Source organism: Streptomyces sp. NPDC057280, assembly GCF_042668605.1.
Taxonomy (GTDB): Bacteria; Actinomycetota; Actinomycetes; order Streptomycetales; family Streptomycetaceae; genus Streptomyces.
In genome coordinates this window covers 62801-88531 of the sequence record NZ_JBHUYR010000002.1, presented here as the reverse complement: position 1 = coordinate 88531, position 25731 = coordinate 62801, and the positions used below count along the sequence as shown (strand labels likewise).

Below are 25731 nucleotides of genomic sequence, written 5' to 3'. Positions count from 1 at the left end.
CGGGTCACCGCCCCGCCAGCGAGGCGTCCGGGCCCGTCACGTCGATCTCGTCGTCGCCGCCGAACAGGCCGATGAAGCTGTTGGTGTCGGAGCCCGCGCCGGTGCCGGTGGCGCCGAGGGCCCAGGAGTTGTAGGAGAGGGCCTGCTTGAAGGCGTCCGGGGTGCCGATGAAGTTCAGGTCGGTCGGGTCGATGTTCTTCATCCGGCCGAGTTCGTCGACCATGCCGGGGCCGACGTACATGCTGGCCAGGCCGCGGGCACCGGCGGTGTTGTAGGCGTTGCGGGCGGCGGTGAGGTTGTCGCCGACCTTGAAGAGGTCGCGCCAGTTGCCGCGGATGGTGCCGAGGTCGTCGGCGAAGGAGCGGGGCAGGCCCTTGAAGGCGGCGGCGAGGGAGACGTCGGGCAGGGCGCCCGCGCCGGTCGCTCCGGCGCGCGGGCCGACCATCGCCTCGACGAGGCGGCGGCGGGCGGCGGAGTTCATGCCCCGGTTCCAGGCGCGGACGTAGTCGTCGGCGGCCTGCCAGACGCGGCTGCGACCGAGGGTGGCGGCGAGCTTGGACCCGGCGGAGAAGACGCGGCCGACACCGAAGGTGGCCAGGCCCAGGGCGTCCATGGCGACGTCGCCCCAGGAGCCGTCGCCGTTGATGGCCAGCAGGATGTGGCAGACCAGGGAGATCGCCGTCATCACCAGCGCGATCGTGCCGAGCACACCCGCCAGTGCCTGGCCGATGATCGGGATCCAGCCGACGAGCAGCGCGAGGATGCCGCAGACCGCGGCGATCGCCCCCGTGATGTCACTGATGATCTTCAGGGCGTCCCGCAGGTCGTCCAGCCACGAGTCGTTGAGGCCGTCGCCCTCGGTGGTGTCGTGGATCTTCTTGGCGGCCGCGTCTCCGGCCTCCTTGTGGCGTCGCTTGACGTCCGCGAGCTGACCGCGCAGGCCGTCCAGGCCTTCCTGGAGGTCGGTGACCTTCTTGTCGAGCTTCTTCTGGTCGGCGTCCTCGGTGCCCTTCGGAGGGTTCTCGGCGCTCGACTTCGCCTTGCTCAGGTCGCCGGCCTTGGTCTCCGCGTCGCGCAGCAGCTTGTCGGCGTCCTCCTGGATGGTCTCCAGGTCGGTGTAGTACGTCTTCAGCGCGGACGCGGCGTCGGCGTAGCGGTCGTGCGCCTTGCTGACCGTCTTCGCGGTGTCGTTCGCCTTGTCGGCGAAGGCGCGGCCCGCGTCGGAGTCCCAGCTCTCCTGGTTGCCGAGGCGGCGCAGGGCGGCCGCGGTCTCGGTGATGGTCTTGGCGGTGGCCTCGAAGCGGCGGGAGAGGGCCTTGAGGTCGGTGACGTCGCCGGGCACCGGGTCGCCGCTCTCCCCCAGCACCTCCCAGCGGTGGTCGGCGGGGCGTGTCATCTCTTCTTCCCCTCGCCTGTCACTTCTTCTTCCCCTCGCCTGTCACTACTTCTCCACCTCGCCTGTCACTTCTTCTTCCCCTTGCCGATGAGCGCGTTGTAGAGCGCGGTGTCGAGTTCCTTGTAGGCCTTGCCGGCCTCGTGGGCGACCTGTCCGAGGCCCTGGATCTCCTCGATCATCTTCTTGCGGTTGTCGTCCCAGCCGTCGGAGAAGTCCTGGAGCCGCTCGTGCAGTTGCTGGTGGCCCACCGTGCGGCGGTCGTACCGGTCCATCAGCTTGTCGAGTCCTTCGAGTTCGGTGGCCACCGTCCGCAGTCCGGTGCCGGCCGTCTCCAGGTCGTCCGTGGAGACCCTCAGTCGTTCGCCCATGTCTCGTCATCCCCCGTGTCGTCCTGCCGCTGCCAGCGCAGCGTTCCGGCGATCGCGTCGAACAGTTCCACCATGGCGTCGGCGATCGGTTCCAGCGGTGTGCTGAAGGTGAGCATCAGCACCTCGTCGCGGCCCGGGACCGGTACGAAGTACTCGACGACCGTGTCCTGGAACTCCGACCCCAGCTTCCGCGACTGCTTCGACTGCTCCCGCCGCACCAGCCGGGCGGCCCGCCCCACCGCGGGAAGCTTCGTCAGACCGACCTCGCCGGAGCCGGCGAGCGCGGCCACCGCGTCGAGCGCGTCGAATGTCTGGTGCAGGCGGGAGACGAGCAACGAGGCGGACAGCGGGATGCCGCCGACCTCCAGGAAGGAGAGGTACAGCACGACACCGCCCTGCTCGACGCCCGCCTCTGCGGTGTCACGCAGTTGTTCCTCCGCCTTGCGGCGCAGTACGGGCTGGTCGTCGACGCCGGCGAACTGCCGTCTGATCAGCGCGGCGATGGACGCCTCGCGGCGGTCCCGCGGCTGGAGCGGCATGCGGTACCAGTCCACGGGCGTGATCAGCCCGAACACCGGTGCGGGTCCGGACGCCGGAGCGGGTCCGGCGGGCGGGGCGGTGGCGGGTTCCTGGCTCAATGTCGTCGGTCTCTCGCTGGTGGTGCGGGCAGCGCCACGGTAGCGGGGGCTCGGAGCGGGCACCAGTGCGACGGGTGGGGTGGGTGGGGGGCTGCGTGGCGGGTGAGGAAGTGACAGTGGGTTCCTCCGTTTTGCGGACGTGAGCAACTTGCCAGGCAGGGCGCCCATATGAAAGCAATGACCGGGTAGCCCTGCCTTTTGCCGGAGCAACCGTACGGAGTTCCCCGCTCCGGATATCCGGGTCTTGCGGCGGTGATCACGGCTCCCCTAGGGTCTGCGGTGATCAAGCGGATCCGTCTTTCTCCGCCGCTGCGGTCGGCTCTGCCGCCGCTTTCCCCTACGGCCTCCCGACGGAACACGCCAAGTGCGTGACGTCCGCAGGCAGTTCTCTTTTTCTTTCTTCTCCTCTCTTTCCTTCTCCGGTGCCGTTTTCCGCGCGCCGGCATTCCCTCACCCCGAGAGCGACATGACCAGACGGATCTGGGCTGCCGTCATCACGTCCGTGATGGCCGCCACCCTCAGCGCGATACCCGCCCACGCCACCGACTCGACGTCCACCACCTCGACGGCCACCACCACCGACGACCCGATCGACCCGCCCCTCTACGACCGGACCGCCGGCGGCGACACCGTCCGCGTGAACGTCGTCACCGAGACCCGCGCCGACCTGTCCGGCGCGGCGAGCGTCGGCGACACCCTCCAGTCCTTCGACACGCTGCCCCTGGTCACCCTGCGCGTCGACAAGGCCGGGCTGGCCGAACTCGCCGCCCAGGACGGCGTGGTGAGCGTCACCGAGGACGGGCTCTCCGCGCCCTCGCTGGACCAGAGCATCCCGGTCATCGGCGCCGACACCGCGCACAAGGCCGGCAAGACCGGTGCGGGCAGCGCCATCGCGATCATCGACACCGGTGTCGCCACCAACCACCCGTTCTTCAAGGACCGGATCGTCGCCGAGGCCTGCTTCTCGCCGATCGACGCCACCTACGGCGCCACCAGCCTGTGCGGGAACGGCGCGGCCACCCAGGAGGGCACCGGCGCCGCCAACTCCGCGGCCGGCGCCTGCGCCGGCCTCGACGGCTGCGACCACGGCACCCATGTCGCCGGCATCGCCGCCGGTGACGGCACCGGGCTGACCGGCGCGCCGGCCACCGGGGTCGCACCGGACGCGGGCATCGTCGCCATGCAGGTCTTCTCCAAGTTCGACTCCACGAAGTACTGCGGCACCACCACCCCGTGCATCCGCAGCTTCACCAGCGCCCAGATCGCCGCGCTGGAGAAGGTCCTGGCGCTCAAGCAGGCAGGCACCCCGATCATCGCCGCCAACCTGAGCCTGGGCTCGGCGAGTTACAGCACCGCCTGCACCAAGGACGCCCGCGCCGCGGCCATCGACAAGCTCTACGCCGCCGGGGTCGCCACCGTCGTCGCGGCCGGCAACAACGGCAGCGCGACCGCCGTCACCGCCCCGGCCTGCGTGCCCAACGCGGTCTCGGTCGGCGCCACCACCGACGACGACCAGATCGCCTCCTTCTCCAACCACGGCCCGCTGCTCGACGTCCTCGCCCCCGGCAACGCCATCGTCTCCTCGGTCCCGGGCGGCGGTTACGACTCCATGAGCGGCACGTCCATGGCGACCCCGCACGTCGCCGGTGCCCTCGCCGTCCTCCGTCAGGCCTACCCGACCGAGGGGCTGGCCAGCCTGATCTCGCTGCTCGCCACCACCGGCAAGCCGGTCACCGACGAGGCGGGCGTGACCGTACCCCGTATCGACGTGGCCAAGGCCGTCGCCGCGGTCGAGCCGAAGCCGGAGGCGGACAAGAAGCCGCGCGCCTTCCAGGTCGACAACGACAAGGACGTCGCCATCCCGGACGCGCCGACCGGCGGCACCGGCACCGCGGTGACCTCGCCGATCACCGTCGCCGAATACCCGGGCAACGCTCCGAAGAACCTCAAGGCGTACGTCAGCATCACCCACGCCTTCCGCGGTGACGTGAAGCTGGAGCTCGTCGCGCCGAACGGCACGACCCACCTGCTGAAGGCGGCGAGCGCCTCCGACGGCGCCGACGACATCATCGCCACGTACACCGTGGACGCCTCCGCCTCGGTCGCGAACGGCGAGTGGAAGCTGCGGATGACCGACACCGACGACGGGGACGCGGGCACGCTGACCACCTGGTCGCTGATCTTCCCGACGCCGTTCGAGAACACCACCGCCCAGGCCATTCCGGACTCCGGCACCCTCAGCTCCACCATCGCGGTCTCCCAGATCGACGGCAACGCCGCCGGGCCGCTCCAGGTCTACGCGAACCTCACCCACACCAGGATCGGTGACCTGAGGCTCGCCCTGACCAGCCCGGACGGCAAGTCGTACCCCCTCAAGGCGTACGGCTCCGAGGCCGGCGGCACCCTTCAGACGACGTACGGCGTCGACGCCACGGACGCGGTCGCCAACGGCACCTGGACGCTGAAGGTCACCGACTCGGCCACCGGTTCGACGGGCACCCTCACCGGCTGGTCGCTCGGCTTCCCGTCGTACGAGAACCAGACCGTGAAGGCGATCCCGGACAAGAACTACACGGAGATCTGGACCAAGGCGGACGGTCTGTCGGGCGTCGGCTCCGGCAAGCTCAAGGTGTACGTGGACGTCGAGCACAGGTACCTGGGCGACCTCAAGATCGACCTGATCGCGCCGGACGGCTCGATGCACCTGCTCAAGGACAACGGCGAGGAACCCGGCGGGACCCTGCAGAAGGTCTACACGGTCGACGCGACCGACCTGCCGGTCAACGGCTGGTGGAAGCTCCGCGTCGACGACGTGGCCACGGGTGACACCGGCACGGTGAGGAACTTCGTCGTGAGGTTCTGACGCCCGGTCAACCGCCCTGCGACTGCGCCCCCGCACCTGTTCCGGTGCGGGGGCGCAGTCGCTTGCACGGCTTATCGTTTCTCGATAACATCGAAACTCGATACATCGAAAAACGATAAGCGAAGCGGGGGATCATGTCCGAGGACCGGAAGATGCTGGAGCCGATGGCGACGGTGGTGTCGATAGCGCTGCGGGTGCTGTTGGCGCTGGTGACGCTGGGGGTCGTCTTCAGAACCGTGCACGGTGGCTGGGGCAGCGGCCTCGTCTGCATGACCGACGACTCGACCTCCGGGTCGGTGGGCGCCGATCGCTTCTCTCCCGAGAGAGGGGTGTCGGTCGACGCGATCCCCCACTACTGCGCGGACTCCCCCAGCACGTCCCTGCACCTCCTGGACGAGCTCAGCACCCTGCCCTCGTCCCTGCTGCTGATCGGCGGCCTGTTCCTGCTGCACCAGCTCCTCAAGGGCGCCGCCCGGGACGGCATCTACACCGCGCGCACGGCCTCCCGGCTGCGGGTGCTCGGCTGGTGGCTGCTGGCCGGCAGTGTGGTCGCCGAGCTGATCGAGTCCAACCTCAAGGCCGCCCTGCTCGCCGAGCTCACCACGTCCTCGTCCTTCTCCGCGGGAGCCTGGCTGGGCATGTGGTCCGCCCCCTACATGGCCGTGTTCACCGGCCTCGGCCTCCTCACCTTCGCCCGCATCACCAGCGCCGGCGCCGCCATGCGCGAGGACCTCGAAGGGGTCGTCTGATGGCCGAGGACGAGCACGAGGGCCACGACATCGAGGTCCATCTCGACAGGCTCCTCAGCGAGCGCGGGATGACCGTCACCGAACTCGCCCACCGCGTCGGCGTCACCAACGTCAACCTGTCCGTCCTCAAGAACGGGCGCGCCAAGGCGATCCGCTTCACCACCCTCACCCGGATCTGCGAGGTCCTGGACTGCCAGCCGGGTGATCTGCTCAGCTACCGCCCCAAGTCATAAGGAGACAGGACATGTTCGGCGTCATGGACACCAGCATGAAGATAGTCATCACCGTCGTCGCGGCCGCCTTCATCACAGGCGTGATCCTGCTCGGCCGCTGGCTCGCGAAGAAGTGACCCGCGGAAAGCTCAATTGGGCCTCAAGTAAAACGACTTGAGTTCCCCGCAAGCTCAATTGATGCTCAGGAAAGGCCTTTTGAGCTTCCCCCGCCTCCATTCCATGCGGAAGGATCAAGGCAAGCGAGAACGCCGAAGGGGAAAGGCGGAATCGCTTGTAGGGGGGCGAATCATCGCGCTTTCCCTACTGCTTATTTCAGTTCGTGTACTCATTCACGTAACGGAGGCAGTAGATATGCGTACCACGTCGAAGATGAACCGTCAGCGGCTCGCCGGGATCGCCGTCGCCACCGCGGCGGCGATCACGATGGCGGCCCTGCCGGGTTCCGCGTTCGCCGACGACACCACCGGCACCACCCCCGAGGCCTACGAGGCCTACCTGGTGGAGCAGGTGGAGCTCGGTGACTCGGACGCCCAGGAGACCCTGGACCAGTACTCGGCGCTCTCCGACGGCGACAAGGAACAGTTCGTCGATCTGCTGAACGATCCGCAGCGCGGCCAGGAGCTGGGCGACTTCATCTCGGACGTCTCCGACATCGAGTCCATCGACGAGGAGAACTACACCACCGAGACGAGAAAGGAGGCCGCGGACGGCAATGTCGTCCTGGAGGCCACCCTCGCCGTCGAGGAGACCGAGACTCCCCCGACCACCGACGAGGAGCTCGCCGACCCGAGCGCCCGGTACTACGACCGGAGCGCCTGGTACTCCGTCTCCGACACCATCTTCGGCGTGAAGGTGACGACCGTGAAGATCGGCGTCAACTACCGCACGACCTCGTCCCGTGTCGTGAAGGTCTACGGCGGCTGGGCCTCGCACCGCAACTTCGTGCCGTTCGCGGAGTTCTCCAACAGCCCGGTGCAGACGTGGATCTCCGCAGACCCGGCGAACAACGCCACCGCGCAGACCATCTGGCAGGGCAAGTGGTCCGGCTTCTCCTGGGACGCCCGTGAGCGCATCTGGGCCGACCAGAGCGGCTTCAAGGGCGGCTACCTGAAGTAGGCCCGTCCCGTCCCGCACCGGCAGAGCCGGTCGTGTCGAGCATCTCGCTCGGCGCGGCCGGCTCTGCCGGTTTTCCGCGTGCGCTCTCGCGTGCAAAAGCGTTTGCCGCGCGCCCGTCCGGCCCGATAGGAAGCCTGCATGCTTAAAGGCAGCAAGGTCGGGCTCCGGGCCCGGCACGAGGACGACATCCCGGTTCTCCAGGCCGAGCTCTACGACGACGTGGTCAACACCGCGCGCGCCGACGGCAGGCCCTGGCGGCCGCTCCCGCCCAGCACCACCGACGGGAAGTTCGTGGTGGACCCCACGGACCAGGAGAACTTCCCGTTCTCCGTGGTGGACCTGGAGAGCGGCGAGCTGGTCGGCGCGGCGACGCTGTGGGGCCTCGACACCCACAACCGGTACGCCCACATCGGCCTCGGCCTGCTGCCGTCCGCCCGCGGCAAGGGCTACGGCACCGATGTGGTCGCGGTGCTGTGCCACTACGGCTTCGTCGTCCGCGGCCTGCAGCGGCTGCAGATCGAGACGCTGACGGACAACGCCGCGATGCTCCGCTCCGCCGAGCGCAACGGTTTCGTCCGGGAAGGTGTCCTGCGCTCCGCGGCCTGGGTGATGGGCGAGTTCGTGGACGAGGTGATCCTGGGCCTGCTCGCCGACGAGTGGAAGCAGGGCACGAAGGAGTAGGCGGCGGCGAACGCGCGAAAGCCCGGCCGGGTGATCCCGGCCGGGCTTTTCGGTCGTACGGCTGTCAGAAGGTCAGCGCCCAGTCGTCCAGCGTGCCCGTGCCGCCCGCCGACTTGTCGGCGACCTGGAGCTTCCAGGTGCCCGCGATCGGGGAGGCGCTCGCGTCGACCGTGTAGACCTTGTCGAGCGTGCCGCCCGGGTCCGTGGCGTTGGTGGCCTTCACGGCGTAGACCAGGCCGTTCGGGGCGACCAGGTCGATCTTGACTTCGCCGAGCCAGTCGTGGGTGAGGGCGAGGGAGACCTTCAGGGTCTTGGGCGCGTTGCCGGAGATGCCGGTCAGCTTGATCGGCGCCTGGAGCGTGCCGGCGTCCGGGATGGCGTACGTGGACTGGCTCTCGATCGACGGGAAGGTCAGCGACCAGTTGTTGAGGGTGCCGGTGCCGCCCGCCGACTTGTCGGCGACGAGGAGCTTCCAGGTGCCGTTGGCCGCGGAGGCGCTCGCGTCGACGGTGTACGTCTTGCTGAGCGTCCCGCCCGGGTCGGTGCCGTTGGTGGCCTTCAGGGCGTACGTCCGGCCGTCGGGGGCGACCAGGTCGATCTTCACCTCACCGAGCCACTCGTGGGTGAGGTTCACGGACGCCTGGAGCGCGCCGGAGGCGTTGCCGGTGACGCCGGCCACCGTGATGTCGGAGGTGAGGGTGGCCGCGTCCGGGACGGCGGCGGGGGCGGTCTTCGCGAACGGGGTCGGGAACGTCAGCGCCCAGTCGTCGATGGTGCCGGTGCCGCCCGCGGACTTGTCGGCGACCTGGAGCTTCCAGGTGCCGCTCGCCGGGGAGACGCTCGCGTCGACGGTGTACGTCTTGGTCAGCGTGCCGCCCGGGTCGGTGCCGTTGGTGGCCTTCAGGGCGTACGTCTGACCGTCGGGGGCGACCAGGTCGATCTTCACCTCACCGAGCCACTCGTGGGTGACGGCCACGGAGACCTGGAGGGTCTTGGGCGCGTTGCCGGTGACGCCGGAGACGGTGATGGGCGACTGGACGGTGCCCAGGTCCGGGATGGCGTAGGAGCCGTCGTTGAGGATCTTCGTCCGGCGGGTGGTGTCGGCGGGCTGCGGGTCCGGCTGGGGCGTCGCGGCGCCGACCGCCTTGCCGACGTCGATACGGGGTACGGTCACGCCCGCCTCGTCGGTGACCGGCGCGCCGGTCGACTTCAGCAGCGCCTCCAGCTCGGCGAGGGTCTTGTCCGGGTAGGCCTGGCGCAGCACGGCGAAGGCTCCGGCGACGTGCGGGGTGGCCATCGAGGTGCCGCTCTTGGAGTCGTAACCGCCGCCCGGGACCGAGGAGATGATGCCGTTGCCGGGGGCGAGGACGTCGAGCAGCGGGCCGTGGTTGGAGAAGGAGGCGATCTCGTCGTCGTCGGTGGTGGCGCCGACCGAGACCGCGTTGGGCACGCAGGCGGGCGCGGTCACCGCGGTCGCGCTGCCGTTGTTGCCCGCCGCGACGACGGTGGCGACTCCGGCCTCGTAGAGGCTGTCGATGACGGTCTTGCGGGCGTCCTTGGTGCAGGCGGTGGAGTAACTCGCCGAGCCCAGGCTCAGGTTGGCGGCGACGATCGGGGTGCCGGCCTGCTTGAGCGCCAGGACCTTCTCCAGCGCCGCGATCTGGGCGCTGGTGAAGCTGCGGATGCACGGGGTGGTGGTGCCGCAGTACTTCGTGGAGTCGAGCTTGGAGAAGACCTGGATGGCGACGATGTCGGCGCCGGGGGCGACCCCGGTGGTGGGGGCGCCGCTCAGTCCGGTGCCGTCACCGGCGGCGATGCCGGCCACGTGGGTGCCGTGGTCGCACTCGGCGATGGCCGCGCAGGTGGCGGCGTTGGCGGCGCCGGTGCCCTCCTGGGTGGCCGCGCCGTTCCCGCACAGGCTGGTGGCGCCGTAGGTGGCGTCGACCGGCGAGAAGCAGGCCTCGGCGGTGACCCGGCCCTTCAGGAACGGGTGGTTGGCGGCGACCCCGGTGTCCAGGACGGCGATCGCGCTGCCCTTGCCGGTCTTCCCGGCCGCGATGGCCTTGTCGCCGCCGATGACCGGCACGCTCTCGTCGAGCGACGGCGCGACCAGCTCGTCCTCGGTGACGCTGACGACGCCCGGCTGGGCCGCCAGTTCGTCCAGACCGCCCTTGTCCACCTCGAGCGTGACGACGGGCAGCGTCTGGAAGGACAACCGCGTCTCACCGGCGCTCGCCGCGTCGGCGAGATCCCCGCGGTTCTCGGTGACGACATTGACGCGTACGGTCCCGCCGTCGGCGGTCTCGTCGTAGAGCGGCGGATCGATCGGATCGGATTCCGTGACCGCCGGGCCCGATATCTCGGTGGCGTAGGCGGGAATCACTCCGAGGCTCACGGTCGCCATCAAAGTGGCGACCGTTACCCATATCTGTCTCTTCATTGGACTCTCGAAATAGGAAGGTGAATTACCGTGAATTACCCTGGGGTTGCTCCAGGACACGGTTTCGTCTTTCCCCTTCGACGTAGCCGCGCAGGCATGATCCTTCCACCGGCTACCAGCCGAGAGCGAGGGCTACTTGAGTCTTCTGAGCTTCAATTGAGCCTGGTCCCGCGTTTTTGAGCTTCAATTGAGACTCTGTTTGAGCCTCAATTGAGAATGACTCATCAGGCGCGGTGCGAACCGGACTTGGCGCGCGATCCGTCCGGCCACAGCTGCGGCCTGCGCTTGGCGGCGAGGTCCTCGGCCCAGCCGAACCAGACGATGCAGCTGCCGATGAGGATCCAGGCGAAGACCAGCACCGGCCACGGGCTCTCCAGGAGCCAGGAGAAGTGCTGCCACATCAGGTCGATGCCCCACAGCCGGTCCCAGATCGTCATCGCGACGACGATGCAGGTGTTGTGCCACAGATAGATCGTCACGGCACGGGAGTTGAGGAGGGTGATCGGCCGGTCGAAGCGCTTGAGCCGCCCCGGCCACTCCGACCAGGACGGGCTGACGTGCAGCAGGATCATGACCGTGCCCAGCGACCACAGGGCCTGCGCGAAGGGCATGCTGTCGAGGTCGTTGCCCTGGGAGAAGTCGTGCTTGGTCGCGTACCAGAGGCCGAGCAGCGCGATGGCGGGCGCGACGGACGGGACGACGTAGCGCGGCAGTTGCTTGAGGATGCCCTCCTGGTGGGCCATGCCGAGGATCCAGCAGGCGCCGAAGGTGCTGAAGTCGGTGAGGGCGGACGGAATCCGCTCACCGGGCAGGGTGAGGTAGCCGAACTCGAAGGCGGCGGACAGCACGATGGGTGCGAAGACCGTGGCGACCGGCAGGGCGCGCAGCGCCTTGAGGAGGAACGGCGACAGCAGGACGTACCAGAGGTAGGCGCGGATGTACCAGAGCGGTCCGGCGAGGTCCACGGCCCAGTTCTCGGCGAGGTAGCCGTGCACACCGGGCAGGCCCTCGGCGTACGGCGGGTCGCTCAACGGCAGCACCCAGAAGGTGAGATGGAGCCACCACCAGCCCGGGTGCCCGTCGTCCGACGGGCCCCAGCCCTGGACGACCATGCCGGTGACGCCCACGACGCCCAGCACCCACAGCGGCGGCAGCAGCCGGCGGATGCGGCTCTTGATGACCTGCACGGCCGGGCGCTTGAGCGAGCGGGCCATGAGGTTGCCGGCGAGGGCGAACATCACGCCCATGGACGGGAACACCAGCGGCAGCCAGGCCCAGCCGGTCAGGTGGTAGAGGACCACGCGGAACAGGGCGAGGGCCCGCAGCAGATCGAAGTAGCGGTCGCGGACCGGGCCCTTGGGCCGGGCGGCCTGTTGCGGCTGCTGCTGCGGCTGCTCGGGGACGGTCGGCACGAGGGGAACGGTCACGTCCACGGCTTTCTGGGATGAAGAGGGGTAGTACGGCGTGCTCATCGGACGGGCCTCCCGCCTGCCACGGGCCGGCGTCCGGCGGGCGCGCTCGGCGGGGCGGAGACACCGCCCTTGCGGCGCAGCTTCTGCCAGCGCAGCCGGCCGCCGGTGAGCGCCGTGATCCAGGACTGGAGCAGCACGACGTACATGAGCTGGCGGTAGAGGATCTGCTGGAGCGGCAGCGAGATCAGCGGGGTGAGGCGTTCCCGGTCCAGGATGAACGCGTAGCCGGCGCACACCAGTTGGATGGCGAGGACGCCGAACCAGGCGAGGATCGTCTTGTCGGTGGGCCCGAAGACCAGGCCGTAGACGAGGAACACGTCGATCAGCGGCGCCAGCAGCGGCGCGACGACCATGAAGAGGGAGACGAGCGGCAGCCCGACGCGGCCGAAGCGACCCGAGGGACCGCGTTCCACCAGCGCCCTGCGGTGCTTCCAGATCGCCTGCATGGTGCCGTACGACCACCGGTAGCGCTGGGACCACAGCTGCTGGACGGACTCCGGCGCCTCGGTCCAGGCGCGGGCCTTCTCGGCGTAGACGACCCGCCAGCCGTCCCGGTGCATCGCCATGGTGATGTCGGTGTCCTCGGCGAGGGTGTCGTCGCTCATCCCGCCGACCCGCTCCAGGGCGGAGCGGCGGAACGCGCCGACGGCGCCGGGGATGGTCGGCATGCACTGCAGGACGTCGTACATCCGGCGGTCGAGGTTGAAGCCCATCACGTACTCGATGTGCTGCCAGGCGCCGATGAGGGTGTCCTTGTTGCCGACCTTGGCGTTGCCGGCGACGGCGCCGACGCGCGGGTCGGCGAACGGCTGGACGAGTTCGCGGACGGTGGCCGGTTCGAAGACGGTGTCGCCGTCCATCATCACGATCAGGTCGAAACGGGCGTTGGCCAGGCCGCGGTTGAGGGCGGCGGGCTTGCCCGCGTTGAGCTGTCTGATCACCCGTACGCCCGGCAGCTCGAGGCCTTCCACCAGGCGGGCGGTGCCGTCGCTGGAGCCGTCGTCGATGACGATGACCTCGATGGGATGCTCGCTGCGCATCAGGGAACGCACGGTGTTCTCGATGCACTTGGCCTCGTTGTACGCGGGCACCAGCACCGACACCGGTTCGGTGACCGGCAGCGGGCCCCAGCGGAAGTCCCGGCGGCGGGTGCGGCGGGCGTGGATGCCGGAGAGCAGCAGCATCAGCCCGAAGCGGGCGAAGACGAGGAAGCCGATGACCGCGAGGCAGACGACGAGGACGGACGTGATGTGGTCGGAGGCGTCGACCAGGAGGACCCAGGCCTTGCCCTTCCACAGTTCCAGACCGGTGACCGGGGTGTGCGCGCTCGGCGCGTCGAGGGCCTCGGTGAGGTTCTGGAACTTGTAGCCCTTCTCCTTGAGCTGGGGAAGGAGCTGGTCCAGTGCCTGGACGGTCTGGTGGCGGTCGCCGCCGGAGTCGTGCATCAGGACGACCGCGCCGTGGCCGGGCCTGGGCGTGGAGTTGCGGACGATCTGCTGCACGCCCGGCTTGCGCCAGTCCTCGCTGTCGGTGTCGTTGACGATCGTGATGTAGCCGCGGCTGCCGATGTACTGGGTGACCGGCCAGGAGTTGTTGTCCATGTTCGCGGCCTTGGAGGAGTACGGCGGCCGGAACAGCGAGCTGCGGATGCCCACCGAGCCCGCGAGCGCGAGCTGGTTCTGGGACAGCTCCCAGTCGATGCGCTTCTTCGACTGGTAGGACAGGTCGGGGTGGTTGAAGGTGTGCAGGCCGATCTCGTGGCCCTCGTCGACCATGCGCCGGACGAGGTCCGGGTAGCGGGAGGCCATGGTGCCGGTGATGAAGAAGACGGCGTGCGCGTCGTTCTTCTTCAGGGTGTCCAGGACCTTCGGGGTCCAGGTCGGGTCGGGGCCGTCGTCGAAGGTGAGCACGACGCTGTCGTCCGGCACGGTCATGGTGGTGCTGCGGCCGCTGCGGGTGTCGATGACCGGGCCGCCCTTGAGGATGTCCTGCGGCACCTTGTCGTTGGCCGTGGCGGGCGCCACCCGGTAGTCGGCGAGGATCTCGCTGTGGACGTAGCCGCGCAGCATCAGCATCGCCGTCATCGCGACGAGGACGAGCAGCGGCAGCAGCAGGCGCAGGGGCAGACGGCGACGGGAGCCGTCACGGGCTCCGGTCGCGGGCCCGGGACGGCTTGAGCGGGAGGCCATCAGAGGGTGTTCTCCAGGGATGGTGCGGTGGAGAGGCCGGGCGCGCTGTCCGCGCCGTCGGCGAGATTGTCCGTGCCGGTGCCGGCGCCGCCGCCGGCCGGGGAGTCGGACGGACCGGGCGGGGTGGTCGGCGGGGTGACCGACGGGTCGGGCGAGCTGGTGGTGGGCTCGCCGGTGGGCTTCGCCGAGACGGAGGGCTTGGTGACCGGGCTGGTGGCGGTCTTGGTCGGCGTCGGCTTCGGGTCGGCGGACGCGCCCGGCGTGGTGGCGGTCGCGGAGGCGCCGGGAGCGGTGACGGCGGCGCCCGGCGACGGGGTCGTGCCGTCACCGAGGACCGGTGAGGCGCCGGGCGTGACGCCGGTGGCGTCGGTGGGCGCGGCGGAGTCGGCGGGCAGCGGCGAGGACTCCACCTGTCCGGCCTCCTTGCCCTCCTGGCCCGGCACGGGCAGCCAGGGCGCGTTGGAGTTGCCGGAGAGCATGGTGGCGACGATGACCACGGCGTAGATCGCGCAGGCGATGCCGACGACGATGCCGATACGACGGAATCTGCGGCCGCGCCGGCCCGACTCGTCGACGAACACGGGCCCGTCGGAGCCGTCGGCGTCACCGCCCGCGGCTCCGCCGGCCTGGCCGACGAGACGGTGGTCGGCCCGCAGGGCGACGGCGTCCAGCTGGACGGTCACCTCGTGCGGGTCGTGGGTGTTGCCACCGGCCTCGCCGACGCCACCGCTCGGGTCCCAGGGGTCACGGAAGGCGGGGGCGGCCGCTCCCGGCCCGGCGGACGGTCCGGCGAGCGGCTCGGAGAGCGCGCCGGCGGACGGTCCGGCGAGCGGTTCGGAGAGCGCGCCGGCGGACGGTCCGGCGAGCGGTTCGGAGAGCGCGCCGGCGGGCGAGCGGCCTACGGGCGGTTCGGAGAGCGCACCGGCGGGCGGCCGGCCTGCGGGCGGGGACGGGATCTTCGGCAGCGCCTCGGTCCGGTCCGCGGACGCGAGGACTTCGGTTCCTCTCGTCTCCGGGAACGCCTGGGTACCGCTCCCCGTCGCTGGGAAGTCCCGGGCCCCGGATGCCGCATCGGGCCATTCCGGTTGGGCGTCTTCCCGCCATTTGTTTTCGCGCACGCAATCCCCCCACGGGACGGTTCTGGGTGCGCATACGACTCCGGGCACCCGTCGACCGAACCAGGCCCCCACCCGGTCCGAGCGCCCCCTTTATCACATGGTGCTCAGGGCACGAATGTAGCGCACACGAGGGAAGCGTGTTTGCCGTGTGTCACTTGTGGACACTTTCGACCGCCTTGTCGATGGCCGGAAACCATCCCTCCGCGGGCCGGTTCAGCCACCCCTCCGCCGCCGCCAGCTCGGCCGCCGCCCGCCGAAGAGCGTCGAAACCGGGGTGCACCAGCCCCTTTCGCCACACCAGGGACACCGGCGACAGCGGCACGGGATCGATCAACGGGCGCAACACGGTCGACGGCATGGCCGGAAAGTCCACCACGGCGAGAATCGGGTTCCGCGTCTTGGCCATGATCCTCTGGAACTCCTCGTGACCGACCGCCATCGGCGCGGGTGACGCCACCTCGATCCCGCGCCCCTCGAACAGGCGCCGGGCGAGGTCGGTCCACTCGGGCGTGCGGGGATTCCCGGCCCCGGCGTACACCTCCTCGCCGGCCAGCTCGGCCAGCGGCACCGCGTCCAGCGCCGCCAGCCGGTGGTCCTCGGGCAGTACGACGGCCATGGGTTCCAGGCGGACGAGCTGATGGCCGAGACCTGAGCGCAGCGCCGGGTCCAGGCCGGCGAACCGCCCGAACGAAGCGTCGAGGCGACCGGCGAGCATGTCGGCGGCCGCGCCTGTCAGACCGCTCTCGTAGCGGGCCATCAGCTCCTGCTCGGGCGCGAGTTCCCGGGCCCGCTGCAACACCCGGGCCCCGGTGCCGAGCCCCGGCGAGTTGACGTCCACGAGCAGCGGCCGGGCCTGCCCGAAGGCGGCGATCAGCTCGTCCTGCGCCGTGAGCACCCGGCGCGCGTGCGGCACCAGCCGCTCCCCGTCGCCGGTCAGCGTGACCTGCCGGGTGGTCCGCACGAAGAGCTCGGCGCCCAACTCCCGCTCCAGCCGCCGTACATCACGGCTGAGCGCCTGCTGGGCGACGTACAGCCGGGCCGCGGCGCGGGTGAAGTGCAGTTCCTCGGCGACGGCGAGGAAGGCGCGCAGCAGGCGCGGGTCGAGATGGGTGGGTCCAGGCATCCGGCGAACCTACAACGCCCACGGCGATTGACAACAGGGATGCGTCAATCACCGCGCGGAAGGTGTTGGACCGCGAGATCACCCACCGGCGACGGTGGACCCATGCCGCAGCCGACCCATCGCCCCCTGTTCACCACCACCGGCGACACCCTGGTCATCGCCGACTTCACCCCCCGCCCGCCCCGCGCACCCGGCCCCTACGGCCGCCTCTTCACCCGCCCCGGCACCCGCGCCTTCACCGCCGGCAACCTGCTGGCCCGGCTCCCCATGGGCATGTTCAGCGTGAGCGCGGTCGTGATGATCGCCGGAACGCGGGGGTCGTACGCCCTCGCCGGCGCCGTCACCGCGACGGGCCTCGCGGCGACGGCCGTACTGGCCCCTTTCACCGCCCGCCTCATCGACCGCCACGGCCAGGCCCGCATCGCCCTGCCCGCCACCCTGCTCGCCGCCCTCGGCTCACTCGCCCTCCTGCTCTGCGTACGCCACGACGCCCCGGCCTGGACCCTGTTCGCCGCGTACGCCGCCACCGCCACGACCCCCAACATCGGCGGCATGTCCCGGGCCCGCTGGGCCCACCTCCTCAAGGGCGACGACACGTCCCTGCACACCGCGAACTCCTTCGAGCAGGCCGCCGACGAACTCTGCTTCATGCTGGGCCCGGTGCTCGCGGCCCTGCTGTGCGGAACGCTCTTCCCGGAGGCGGGCACGATGGTCGCGGCCGTACTGCTGGTGACGGGGATGCTCCTGTTCACGGCCCAGCGCTCGACGGAACCCCCGGTCCAGAGGCAACGCCACGCGAAGGCACCGCTGCGGGCCCCGGGCATGCCCCCGCTGCTGCTCGCCTGTCTGTCCCTGGGCGCGGTGTTCGGCTCCATGGAGGTCGTCACGATCGCGTTCGCGGACGCACGGGGCCATGCGTCGGCGGCGGGGCTCGTCCTCGGCCTTCAGGCGGCGGGTTCGTGCGCGGCGGGCCTGGTGTACGGCGCGCTGAAACTGCGCGGCCGACCCGGGACCCGATACCCGTGGTGCCTGGCCGCGATGACGGCCCTCCTGACGCTGCCCCTGCTGGCGGCGGCCACGACGGGCTCCCTGCTCCTCCTCGCGGGCGCCCTGCTGATCGCCGGCATGGCGACGGCTCCGACGATGGTCACCACGATGACGCTGGTCCAGGAACGCACCCCCGAAGGCCGCCTCAACGAAGGCATGACGCTCGCGGTGACGGGCCTGCTGGGCGGCATAGCGGCGGGCAGCGCGGTAGGCGGCTGGACGACCGAGCACCTGTCACCGACAGCGGGCTACGGCGTGCCGACAACAGCAGCGGCCCTCGCCTTGATGATCGCGCTCACAGCAACGCCGTAAAGGGGCGCGGGGCTGGATCAACATGCGGCTCCGCCGCGTGGGCGCGACCAGCCACGACGCACCCGCAGACGCACACCGCCCTTCACCCCCGCGAACTGATCCGCACCCTCGCCGCCCCTCTGGCCCTCAAGGTCACCTCCGCCCCCACCGGCACCTCCCCCTCCCCCACCACCTCGAACGAGAAGTCACGCAGCAACACCGCCAGCCCCAACACCGACTCCAGCATCGACAGGTGCTGCCCGATACAGGCCCGCGGCCCGCCCCCGAAGGGAAACCACGCATACCGCGGCCGCGCAGCCTCCGCCTCCGGCAGGAACCGGTCCGGATCGAACCGCCCCGGCTCGGCCCAGTACGCAGGATGCCGATGAGTCACCCACGGAACGACGATCACATCGGCCCCGGCAGGAATCCGCACGCCGTCGATCGACGCGTCCCCGACCGCCCGCCGCCCGATCACCGGCGCCGACGGATACAGCCGCATCGCCTCCTTGACCACCCTGGTGAGCCGGGGCAGCGCCTCCATGTCCGCGGCCGTCGGCACCCGGTCGCCGCCGCCCAGCACCCCGTCGACCTCCTCCTGAACCCGCCGCTGCTCCTCCGGATGCCGGGCGAGGAGGTGCAGGGCGAACGCCAGTGCCGTGGCGGTCGTCTCATGCCCGGCCACCAGAAAGATCAGCACCTGCTCCCGGAGTTCGCCGGCGTCGAGACTGCCGTCCTCGGCGTTCCGGGCGTGCACGAGCAGACTGGCGAGATCCTCGGAGCCATCCGCACCACCACCCCGCCGACTGGCGACGATCTCGTCGCACAGCGCGAACAACTCCCCTTGAAGCCGGGCCGCACCACGATTCGCCGGAGTGGGCCAGGTACGCGGCACCTTGACCGGCGAGAGGCCCCGCTTGAGCGAGTACGCCTGGAGCGGCGGCAGCGTGCGCTCGACGACGTCGAACGCCTTCTCCATGTCCGTCCCGAACAGGATCCGCCCGACCATCCGCAACGCGAACCGGTGCATCTCCTCGACGAGTTCGACGGCGCCCCCGTCCCGCTCGCGCCACTCCCGGGCCAGCGCCGCTCCCTCGGTCGCGACCTGCCCCGCATACCCGTCCACCCGTCTCCGCGTGAACAACGGCTGCACCAGCCTGCGTTGCCGCAGATACGTCTCGTCCTGGCTGGTGAGCAGCCCGTTGCCGATGGACCTGCGCAACTCCTCGTAGAAAACGTTGTCCTTGCGGAAGTTCGCGGCCTGCCCGGCCAGCACCTGCTGTGCGCCCTCCGCCGAGAAGACGGCGTAGATGTCCGCCCGCAGCCCGGGCGGTCCGGCCCGGAAGCGCACCACGTCGCCGTGGTCGCGGCGGGCCCGTTCGTAGGTGCCGAGCGGGTCGGTGAGCAGGTCGTTCATCGAACCCAGCACGGGGTTCGCGGTCACGATCGGCGCTTCGCGCACCTCAGTCGTCATCGTCCAGCCTTCCCCCGCTCCCGGCGATCGCGGTCCCGGCAATTCTCGCGCGATCCATTGACTCGTCCACAGCCCGCGCCTACCTTCCATCGTCGAAGCGCTTCGACATAAACCGTCGAAACGGTTCGATGGGAACGCCCCAAGAACGACCCGGAGAGCCATGCGGCTCCGACTCCCCTGGAGGCACGGGATGTTGACGGCACGAAGGCGTGCGGTGGCGACGGCGGTACTGGCCGCCGGGGCACTGCTCCTGACCTCCTGCGGGGACTCCGACAGCGGGTCCTCAGGAGACGGCAAGACACTCAAGCTCTGGCACTACGAGGGCCCGAACAGTGCGATGGGGCAGGCCTGGAACGAGGCGATCAAGGAGTTCAAGGCCACCCACCCGGGCGTGAAGGTGGAGTTCGAGGAGAAGGGCTTCGAGCAGATCCAGAAGACCGCCCCGATGGTCCTCAACTCCTCCGACGCGCCCGACGTCATGGAGTACCTCAAGGGCAACGCGTCCGCCGGCCTGCTGTCCAAGCAGGGGCTGCTCACCGACCTCACCCAGGAGGCCACGAGCCGCGGCTGGGACAAGAAGCTCAGCGCGAGCGTCCGCACCACCAGCGTGTACGACACCAACGGGATCATGGGCTCCGGCAAGTGGTACGGGGTGCCCAACTACGCCGAGTACACGATGGTCTACTACAACAAGGACCTCTTCGAGAAGTACGGGATCGCCGTGCCGAAGACGTTCGACGAACTGACCGCCGCGATGGACAAGTTCGTCCAGAACAAGATCACCCCGCTGGCCAACGCCGGCGCCGAGTACCCGGCCCAGCAGTACCTCTACCAGCTCGCCCTGTCGAAGGCCGACCGCGCCTGGGTCGACTCCTACCAGCTCTACAAGGGCAAGACCGACTTCCACGACCCCGCCTGGACCTACGCCGCCGACACCTTCGCCGACTGGGTGAAGAAGGGCTACATCGCCAAGACCTCCAGCAGCACCAAGGCCGAGGACGCGGGCGTCTCCTTCATCCAGGGCAAGTCGCCGATCTTCTTCTCCGGCAGCTGGTGGTACGGCCGGTTCGTCGACGAGGTGAAGTTCGACTGGGACACCTTCCTGTGGCCCGGCTCGAACCTCAGCCCCGGCTCCGGCGGCAACATCTGGGTCGTCCCCAAGGGCGCCAAGAACAAGGAGCTCGCCTACGACTTCATCGACATCACCATGTCGAAGAAGATCCAGAACCTGCTCGGCAACAAGGGCGGTGTCCCGGTCGCGGCCGACGCGAGCGCCATCACCGAACCGAAGTCGAAGGAGCTCATCGACAACTTCAACACCCTCTCCCAGCGTGACGGCCTGGCGTTCTACCCGGACTGGCCGGTGCCCGGCTACTACGACGTCCTGGTCTCCCAGACCCAGAAGCTGATCACCGACAGCGAGAAGCCGGACGGCTATCTGGACGCCCTCCAGGACGCCTACGACAAGGGCGTGCCGAAGCAATGACGATGACCGTCGAGAAGCGGGGGGTGACCGGCAAGGCGGCACAGGCCGGCCACCCCCGCCGCCGCCGCGACTCCTACGCCCTGTTCCTGCTCCCCGGTGTGCTCGCCTTCCTGACCGTGATCATCGTCCCGTTCCTGATGAACACCTACGTCGGCTTCACCGACTGGCAGGGCGTGGGCTCCCCCAGCTGGACCGGGCTCGCCAACTACCGCGAGCTGATGGACGACTCCGATTTCTGGGCGTCGTTCCGGCACAGCCTGTTCATGGTCGTCGCCATGGCGGCGGTGCCGACGGCGGTCGGACTGGTCCTGGCCGCCGCGCTGTTCGACTACATCGGCAAGCACTTCGGCTCGAAGGTCGTGGCCGTGCTGCGTGCGTGCTTCTACCTCCCCCAGGTGCTGCCGATCGCGGTCGCGGGCATCGTGTGGAGCTGGATCCTCGCCCCCGACAACGGATCGCTGAACGCGCTGCTCAAGGCCGTCGGCCTCGGGTCCTGGCAGCAGGACTGGCTCGGCGACCCCGACATCGCGCTCTACAGCGTGATGGGCGTGATGGTGTGGGTGCAGATCGGCTTCCCGCTGGTGGTCTTCATGGCCGGACTCCAGCGCGTGGACCCGCAGTTGCACGAGGCGGCCGAGCTGGACGGAGCCGGCTGGTGGCGGCGCTTCTGGCACGTCACGCTGCCGCAGATCCGCCCGGAGATCTACGTCGTGCTGACCTGGTGCACGGTCGCCGCGCTGAAGGTGTTCGGCGCGGTGTACGTCCTGACCAAGGGCGGCCCGGGCGGGGCGACGAACGTCCCCTCCTACTTCTCCTTCACCACGTTCTTCGAGAAGACGCAGGTCGGCTACGGCGCCGCGATCTCCACCGTGCTCACGGTGATCATCCTGGCGCTCTCCATGATCGGCCTGAAACTCCAGACCCGCGCGGAGGAACGAGCATGAGCACCGCGCTTAGGCGTTACCCCGTCCTCATCGCCCTGTGCGTCGCCGCCCTCTTCATGATCGTGCCGTTCCTGATCGTCGCCCTGAACGCCGTCAAGTCCCCGGCGGAGTACAGCCAGAACGGCCCGCTCAGCTTCCCCGACGGCCTCTACGTCGACGGCCTGAAGGATTTCTGGGAGCGCGTCGACTACAGCCAGAAGCTGTTCAACTCCCTGCTGATCAGCGGCTTCGTCGCGATCCTGGCCGTGGCCCTGTCGGTCCTCAACGCGTACGCGATCGGCATCGGCCGCGTCCGGGGCCGCACCTGGGTCCTCGCCTTCTTCGTCCTGGCGAACCTGCTGCCGCAGGAGGCGCTGGTCTACCCGATCTACTACCTGAGCAAGGAGGCGGGCCTCTACGACACCCGGCTGAGCGTGATCATCGTCTTCACGGTCATCCAGGCGGCGTTCGGCACGTATCTCCTCTCCTCCGTGCTCGGCGAGTTCCCCCGCGAGATCATCGAGGCGGCCCGGATCGACGGCGCGAACAAGTGGCAGATCCTGTGGCGGATCGTCGTCCCGGTGAGCCGCCCGACCCTCGGTGTGCTGGCGGTGTTCTTCTTCATCTGGACCTGGAACGAGTTCCTGCTCCCCCTGGTCATGCTGATCTCCAACGACAACCAGACGGTGTCGGTGGCCCTCGGCGTCCTCCAGGGCCAGCGTCTGATGGACGCGACCATGACCAACGCGGCCGCCCTGCTCGGCGTGCTGCCCGCGATCGTGTTCTTCCTCCTCTTCCAGCGCACGCTCACCCGCGGCATCGCCGTGGGAGCGGTGAAGTAAGGAACCCCCACATGAAGTTCACCAACGGCTACTGGCTGCTGCGCGAGGGTGTCACCGCGGCCCACCCGGTCGAGGTCCTCGACGTCACCGCCGCCGAGGGCGCGCTGGAGATCCACGCGCCCACGCAGCCCATCCGCCACCGCGGCGACCTGCTGAAGGGACCGGTCGTGACGATCAGCGCCCACTCCCCGATGCCGGACGTCATCGGCCTCACCTTCACCCACTTCGAGGGCGAGCAGCCGCGCGGGCCCCAGTTCGACGTCGGTAAGGAAGAGTTCTCGGTCCAGACGGAGTACGACGAGGAGCACGCGACCCTCACCTCCGGCGCGCTGTCGGTCCGGGTGGCCCGGACCGGCTCCTGGCACGTCGAGTTCCTCGCCGAGGGCCGCACGCTCACCTCCAGCGGCCCCAAGGGCATGGGCATCATGCGCGACGCGGACGGCGCCCACTATCTGCGCGAGCAGCTGAACCTCACCGTCGGCACCTCGGTCTACGGCCTCGGCGAACGCTTCGGCCCGCTGGTCAAGAACGGCCAGGTCGTCGACATCTGGAACGCCGACGGCGGCACGGCCACCGAACAGGCCTACAAGAACGTGCCGTTCTACCTCACGGACGCCGGCTACGGCGTCTTCGTCGACCACCCGGGCAAGGTCTCCTTCGAGGTCGGCTCGGAGGCGGTGTCCCGGGTGCAGTTCAGCGCCGAGACCCAGCAGTTGACGTACTACGTCATCCACGGCCCGGAGCCGAAGGACATCCTGCGCAAGTACACGGCCCTCACCGGCCGCCCGGCGCTGCCGCCCGCCTGGTCCTTCGGGCTGTGGCTGTCGACGTCGTTCACGACCTCGTACGACGAGGAGACGGTGACGTCGTTCATCGAGGGCATGCGGGAGCGTGAACTGCCGCTGTCCGTCTTCCACTTCGACTGCTTCTGGATGCGCGAGTTCAACTGGTGCGACTTCCAGTGGGACCCGCGGGTCTTCCCCGACCCGGCGGGCATGCTGTCCCGGCTGCACTCCAGGGATCTCAGGGTCTCCGTCTGGATCAACCCGTACATCGCCCAGCGCTCCCCGCTCTTCGCGGAGGGCAAGGCGCTCGGGCATCTGCTGAAGCGGCCCGACGGCAGCGTCTGGCAGTGGGACCTGTGGCAACCGGGCATGGCGCTGGTCGACTTCACCTCCCCGGCCGCCCGCGACTGGTACGCGGCCAAGCTGGAGGCCCTGCTCGACCAGGGCGTGGACTGCTTCAAGACGGACTTCGGCGAGCGGGTGCCGACGGACGTGGCCTGGGCCGACGGCTCGGACCCGGAGCGGATGCACAACTACTACACGTACCTCTACAACCGCACGGTCTTCGACGTGCTGCGCAAGCACCGCGGCGAGCAGGAGGCGGTCGTCTTCGCCCGCTCGGCGACGGCCGGCAGCCAGAAGTTCCCGGTGCACTGGGGCGGCGACTGCGAGGCCACCTACGAGTCGATGGCCGAGTCGCTCAGGGGCGGGCTGTCCCTCGGGCTGTCCGGCTTCGGTTTCTGGAGCCATGACATCGGCGGCTTCGAGGGCACACCGACCCCCGCGCTGTTCAAGAGGTGGCTGGCGTTCGGTCTGCTGTCCTCCCACAGCCGGCTGCACGGCAGCTCCTCCTACCGCGTCCCGTGGCTCTTCGACGAGGAGTCGGTGGACGTCCTGCGGCACTTCACCCGGCTGAAGCTCAGCCTCATGCCCTACCTCTACGAGGCCGCCCGCACCGCCCACACCGAGGGCACGCCCGTCATGCGGGCCATGGTCCTCGAGTTCCCGGACGACCCCGGGTGCGCGCATCTGGAGCGGCAGTACATGCTCGGCGCCGACCTGCTGGTGGCGCCGGTGTTCTCCGACGACGGGGAGGTGGCGTACTACGTGCCCGAGGGCACCTGGACCCACTACCTGACCGGCGAGACGGTGACCGGGCCGCGCTGGGTGAAGGAGAAGCACGACTTCATGAGCGTGCCGCTGCTGGTCCGGCCGGGTGCGGTGATCCCGGTGGGCGCGGTGGCCGACCGGCCCGACTACGACCACGCCGACGGGGTGACCCTGCGCGCCTACCGGCTGCGGCGGGGCGACCGGGTGGTCGTCCGGGTCGGGGAGGCCGTCTTCACCGTCGTACGCGAAGGGGACACCCTGCGGGCGTCGTGCAGCGATCCGTCGGCGTCGTGGGGGCTGGCCGCCGGGGAGCGGACCGCGCGGGCCGCCGCGGGCACCGGCTTCCTCTCGCTGGAGCTGGACTGATGGTGAAGATCACCGACGTGGCCCGGCACGCCGGTGTCTCCCCCAGCACCGTCTCCTACGTCCTCAGCGGCAAGCGCCCCATCTCCGAGGAGACCCGGCAGCGCGTCGAGGCGTCCATCCGCGAGCTCGGCTACCGCCCGCACGCGGGCGCCCGCGCCCTGGCCAGCAGCAGATCCAATGTGCTGGCCCTCGTGGTGCCCTTACGGGCCGGCATCCACGTCCCGGTCGTCATGCAGTTCGCCGTGTCGGTGGTGACCACGGCCCGGCGGCACGACCACGACGTGCTGCTCCTCACCCAGGAGGAGGGCGAGGACGGGCTGCGGCGGGTCGCCGACACCGCGCTCGTGGACGGGTTCGTGGTCATGGACGTCCAGCTCGACGACCCCCGGCTGCCGTTGCTGCGCTCGCTGGAGCGGCCGTCGGTGATGATCGGCTTCCCCTCCGACGCCGAGGGCCTGACCTGCATCGACCTCGACTTCAAGGCGGCCGGCGAGGCATGCGTGGAGCATCTGGCCCGGCTGGGACACCGGGTGGTCGCCCTCGTCGGCTCGCCGCCCGAGGTCTACGTCCGCCAGACCGCGTTCGCCCAGCGCGTGGTCCAGGGTTTCACCGCGGCCGCCGCCCGGGGCCGTCTCGCCTCCTCCGTCCACCCCTGCGAGGCCACCCCCGCCGCGGCCCGCGAGGTCGCCGAGCACCTGGTGCGCGAGCAGCCCGCGCTGACCGGGATCGTCGTGCACAACGAGGCGGTCCTGGAGCCGCTCGTGGACGCCTTCGAGCAGCTCGGTCTGCGGGTCCCCACCGATCTGTCCGTCACCGCCATCTGCCCCGACGAACTCGCCGAGAACCTCCGCGTCCCCCTCACCTCCGTCGCCCTGCCGTCCGCCGAGGTGGGCGAGCGGGCCGTGGAGCTGCTGATGCGCAAGCTCGACTCCAAGACCACGCCCGAGGCCACGCTGCTGCCGCCCCGGATGACGGAACGCGCGAGCACGGCACCGCGCAACACGCCCTGAGACGAACCCTG

20 protein-coding genes are annotated in these 25731 nt (G+C 69.8%); 11 read left to right on the top strand and 9 right to left on the bottom strand.

What is annotated here, in order from left to right; genetic code table 11:
- Positions 1-4: 4 nt before the first annotated feature.
- The 3 genes from ACFUO4_RS10980 to ACFUO4_RS10970 all read right to left on the bottom strand — a co-directional run bounded on the left by ACFUO4_RS10980 (position 5) and on the right by ACFUO4_RS10970 (position 2402).
- Complete coding sequence (locus ACFUO4_RS10980; protein WP_383482576.1) at positions 5-1396, bottom strand: hypothetical protein; 1392 nt, start codon at positions 1394-1396, stop codon at positions 5-7.
- A gap of 65 nt (positions 1397-1461) precedes the next feature.
- Complete coding sequence (locus ACFUO4_RS10975) at positions 1462-1764, bottom strand: hypothetical protein (RefSeq protein WP_079309971.1); 303 nt, start codon at positions 1762-1764, stop codon at positions 1462-1464.
- Positions 1749-2402, bottom strand: a complete 654-nt coding sequence (locus tag ACFUO4_RS10970) for a hypothetical protein (protein ID WP_383482573.1) — start codon at positions 2400-2402, stop codon at positions 1749-1751. Before ACFUO4_RS10970 ends, ACFUO4_RS10975 begins: the two co-directional genes overlap by 16 nt.
- Before the next feature lie 466 nt (positions 2403-2868).
- On the opposite strand from ACFUO4_RS10970, the gene ACFUO4_RS10965 reads away from it, so the two are divergent.
- From ACFUO4_RS10965 to ACFUO4_RS10945, 5 genes are all read left to right on the top strand, one after another.
- The gene (locus ACFUO4_RS10965; protein ID WP_383482570.1) at positions 2869-5265 is read left to right on the top strand and encodes a proprotein convertase P-domain-containing protein; all 2397 of its coding nucleotides are present in this window, start codon (positions 2869-2871) and stop codon (positions 5263-5265) included.
- Between the two features lie 134 nt (positions 5266-5399).
- Positions 5400-6014, top strand: coding sequence for a DUF2975 domain-containing protein (locus tag ACFUO4_RS10960; RefSeq protein WP_079309968.1), 615 nt, complete (start codon positions 5400-5402; stop codon positions 6012-6014).
- On the top strand, positions 6014-6247 hold the full coding sequence (locus ACFUO4_RS10955; RefSeq protein WP_059192123.1) for a helix-turn-helix transcriptional regulator: 234 nt from the start codon (positions 6014-6016) through the stop codon (positions 6245-6247). Before ACFUO4_RS10960 ends, ACFUO4_RS10955 begins: the two co-directional genes overlap by 1 nt.
- 351 nt (positions 6248-6598) lie before the next feature.
- Positions 6599-7363, top strand: coding sequence for a hypothetical protein (locus ACFUO4_RS10950; protein ID WP_383482565.1), 765 nt, complete (start codon positions 6599-6601; stop codon positions 7361-7363).
- Positions 7364-7501: 138 nt separating this feature from the next.
- Entirely contained in the window at positions 7502-8044 is a 543-nt protein-coding gene (locus tag ACFUO4_RS10945) for a GNAT family N-acetyltransferase (protein ID WP_383482562.1), read from the top strand.
- Positions 8045-8108: 64 nt separating this feature from the next.
- Here the strand turns inward: ACFUO4_RS10945 and ACFUO4_RS10940 are convergent, their stop codons facing one another.
- From ACFUO4_RS10940 to ACFUO4_RS10920, 5 genes are all read right to left on the bottom strand, one after another.
- Positions 8109-10448, bottom strand: coding sequence for a proprotein convertase P-domain-containing protein (locus ACFUO4_RS10940; protein ID WP_383482559.1), 2340 nt, complete (start codon positions 10446-10448; stop codon positions 8109-8111).
- A gap of 260 nt (positions 10449-10708) precedes the next feature.
- Complete coding sequence (locus ACFUO4_RS10935) at positions 10709-11956, bottom strand: acyltransferase (RefSeq protein ID WP_383482555.1); 1248 nt, start codon at positions 11954-11956, stop codon at positions 10709-10711.
- Positions 11953-14145: a bifunctional polysaccharide deacetylase/glycosyltransferase family 2 protein gene (locus ACFUO4_RS10930; RefSeq protein WP_383482552.1), complete on the bottom strand. Its 2193-nt coding sequence runs from the start codon at positions 14143-14145 to the stop codon at positions 11953-11955. The genes ACFUO4_RS10935 and ACFUO4_RS10930 overlap by 4 nt, the downstream gene beginning before the upstream one ends.
- On the bottom strand, positions 14145-15263 hold the full coding sequence (locus tag ACFUO4_RS10925) for a hypothetical protein (RefSeq protein WP_383482549.1): 1119 nt from the start codon (positions 15261-15263) through the stop codon (positions 14145-14147). Before ACFUO4_RS10925 ends, ACFUO4_RS10930 begins: the two co-directional genes overlap by 1 nt.
- A gap of 151 nt (positions 15264-15414) precedes the next feature.
- Entirely contained in the window at positions 15415-16386 is a 972-nt protein-coding gene (locus ACFUO4_RS10920; protein WP_383482546.1) for a LysR family transcriptional regulator, read from the bottom strand.
- A 102-nt stretch (positions 16387-16488) separates the two neighbouring features.
- Here ACFUO4_RS10920 and ACFUO4_RS10915 point away from each other — a divergent pair, with 102 nt between their 5' ends.
- The gene (locus tag ACFUO4_RS10915; RefSeq protein WP_383482543.1) at positions 16489-17745 is read left to right on the top strand and encodes an MFS transporter; all 1257 of its coding nucleotides are present in this window, start codon (positions 16489-16491) and stop codon (positions 17743-17745) included.
- Between the two features lie 82 nt (positions 17746-17827).
- On the opposite strand, the gene ACFUO4_RS10910 is transcribed toward ACFUO4_RS10915, so the two are convergent.
- Positions 17828-19198 carry a cytochrome P450 gene (locus ACFUO4_RS10910; protein WP_383482540.1) on the bottom strand — a complete coding sequence of 457 codons (1371 nt, stop codon included), beginning with the start codon at positions 19196-19198 and terminating at the stop codon, positions 17828-17830.
- A gap of 190 nt (positions 19199-19388) precedes the next feature.
- Here ACFUO4_RS10910 and ACFUO4_RS10905 point away from each other — a divergent pair, with 190 nt between their 5' ends.
- The 5 genes from ACFUO4_RS10905 to ACFUO4_RS10885 are packed head-to-tail and all read left to right on the top strand — an operon-like array spanning position 19389 to position 25720.
- Entirely contained in the window at positions 19389-20684 is a 1296-nt protein-coding gene (locus tag ACFUO4_RS10905; RefSeq protein WP_383482537.1) for an extracellular solute-binding protein, read from the top strand.
- Positions 20681-21628 carry a carbohydrate ABC transporter permease gene (locus tag ACFUO4_RS10900; protein ID WP_079309959.1) on the top strand — a complete coding sequence of 316 codons (948 nt, stop codon included), beginning with the start codon at positions 20681-20683 and terminating at the stop codon, positions 21626-21628. Before ACFUO4_RS10905 ends, ACFUO4_RS10900 begins: the two co-directional genes overlap by 4 nt.
- Positions 21625-22449 carry a carbohydrate ABC transporter permease gene (locus tag ACFUO4_RS10895; RefSeq protein WP_079309958.1) on the top strand — a complete coding sequence of 275 codons (825 nt, stop codon included), beginning with the start codon at positions 21625-21627 and terminating at the stop codon, positions 22447-22449. The genes ACFUO4_RS10900 and ACFUO4_RS10895 overlap by 4 nt, the downstream gene beginning before the upstream one ends.
- Before the next feature lie 11 nt (positions 22450-22460).
- Positions 22461-24710: an alpha-xylosidase gene (gene yicI / locus ACFUO4_RS10890; RefSeq protein ID WP_383482533.1), complete on the top strand. Its 2250-nt coding sequence runs from the start codon at positions 22461-22463 to the stop codon at positions 24708-24710.
- Positions 24710-25720 (top strand): LacI family DNA-binding transcriptional regulator, encoded by a 1011-nt coding sequence (locus tag ACFUO4_RS10885; protein WP_383482530.1) that lies wholly within the window; start codon positions 24710-24712, stop codon positions 25718-25720. Before yicI ends, ACFUO4_RS10885 begins: the two co-directional genes overlap by 1 nt.
- Positions 25721-25731 lie beyond the last annotated feature (11 nt).

What these genes read in the sequence shown, in the direction of transcription:
- ACFUO4_RS10900 (WP_079309959.1), top strand. Translation starts at nt 20,681, where the DNA reads ATGACGATGACCGTCGAGAAGCGGGGGGTGACCGGCAAGGCGGCACAG.
- ACFUO4_RS10975 (WP_079309971.1), bottom strand. Translation starts at nt 1,764, where the DNA reads ATGGGCGAACGACTGAGGGTCTCCACGGACGACCTGGAGACGGCCGGC.
- yicI (WP_383482533.1), top strand. Translation starts at nt 22,461, where the DNA reads ATGAAGTTCACCAACGGCTACTGGCTGCTGCGCGAGGGTGTCACCGCG.
- ACFUO4_RS10940 (WP_383482559.1), bottom strand. Translation starts at nt 10,448, where the DNA reads ATGGCGACCGTGAGCCTCGGAGTGATTCCCGCCTACGCCACCGAGATA.
- ACFUO4_RS10895 (WP_079309958.1), top strand. Translation starts at nt 21,625, where the DNA reads ATGAGCACCGCGCTTAGGCGTTACCCCGTCCTCATCGCCCTGTGCGTC.
- ACFUO4_RS10935 (WP_383482555.1), bottom strand. Translation starts at nt 11,956, where the DNA reads ATGAGCACGCCGTACTACCCCTCTTCATCCCAGAAAGCCGTGGACGTG.
- ACFUO4_RS10945 (WP_383482562.1), top strand. Translation starts at nt 7,502, where the DNA reads ATGCTTAAAGGCAGCAAGGTCGGGCTCCGGGCCCGGCACGAGGACGAC.
- ACFUO4_RS10910 (WP_383482540.1), bottom strand. Translation starts at nt 19,198, where the DNA reads ATGACGACTGAGGTGCGCGAAGCGCCGATCGTGACCGCGAACCCCGTG.
- ACFUO4_RS10950 (WP_383482565.1), top strand. Translation starts at nt 6,599, where the DNA reads ATGCGTACCACGTCGAAGATGAACCGTCAGCGGCTCGCCGGGATCGCC.
- ACFUO4_RS10915 (WP_383482543.1), top strand. Translation starts at nt 16,489, where the DNA reads ATGCCGCAGCCGACCCATCGCCCCCTGTTCACCACCACCGGCGACACC.
- ACFUO4_RS10930 (WP_383482552.1), bottom strand. Translation starts at nt 14,145, where the DNA reads ATGGCCTCCCGCTCAAGCCGTCCCGGGCCCGCGACCGGAGCCCGTGAC.
- ACFUO4_RS10960 (WP_079309968.1), top strand. Translation starts at nt 5,400, where the DNA reads ATGTCCGAGGACCGGAAGATGCTGGAGCCGATGGCGACGGTGGTGTCG.
- ACFUO4_RS10965 (WP_383482570.1), top strand. Translation starts at nt 2,869, where the DNA reads ATGACCAGACGGATCTGGGCTGCCGTCATCACGTCCGTGATGGCCGCC.
- ACFUO4_RS10980 (WP_383482576.1), bottom strand. Translation starts at nt 1,396, where the DNA reads ATGACACGCCCCGCCGACCACCGCTGGGAGGTGCTGGGGGAGAGCGGC.
- ACFUO4_RS10955 (WP_059192123.1), top strand. Translation starts at nt 6,014, where the DNA reads ATGGCCGAGGACGAGCACGAGGGCCACGACATCGAGGTCCATCTCGAC.
- ACFUO4_RS10885 (WP_383482530.1), top strand. Translation starts at nt 24,710, where the DNA reads ATGGTGAAGATCACCGACGTGGCCCGGCACGCCGGTGTCTCCCCCAGC.
- ACFUO4_RS10905 (WP_383482537.1), top strand. Translation starts at nt 19,389, where the DNA reads ATGTTGACGGCACGAAGGCGTGCGGTGGCGACGGCGGTACTGGCCGCC.
- ACFUO4_RS10920 (WP_383482546.1), bottom strand. Translation starts at nt 16,386, where the DNA reads ATGCCTGGACCCACCCATCTCGACCCGCGCCTGCTGCGCGCCTTCCTC.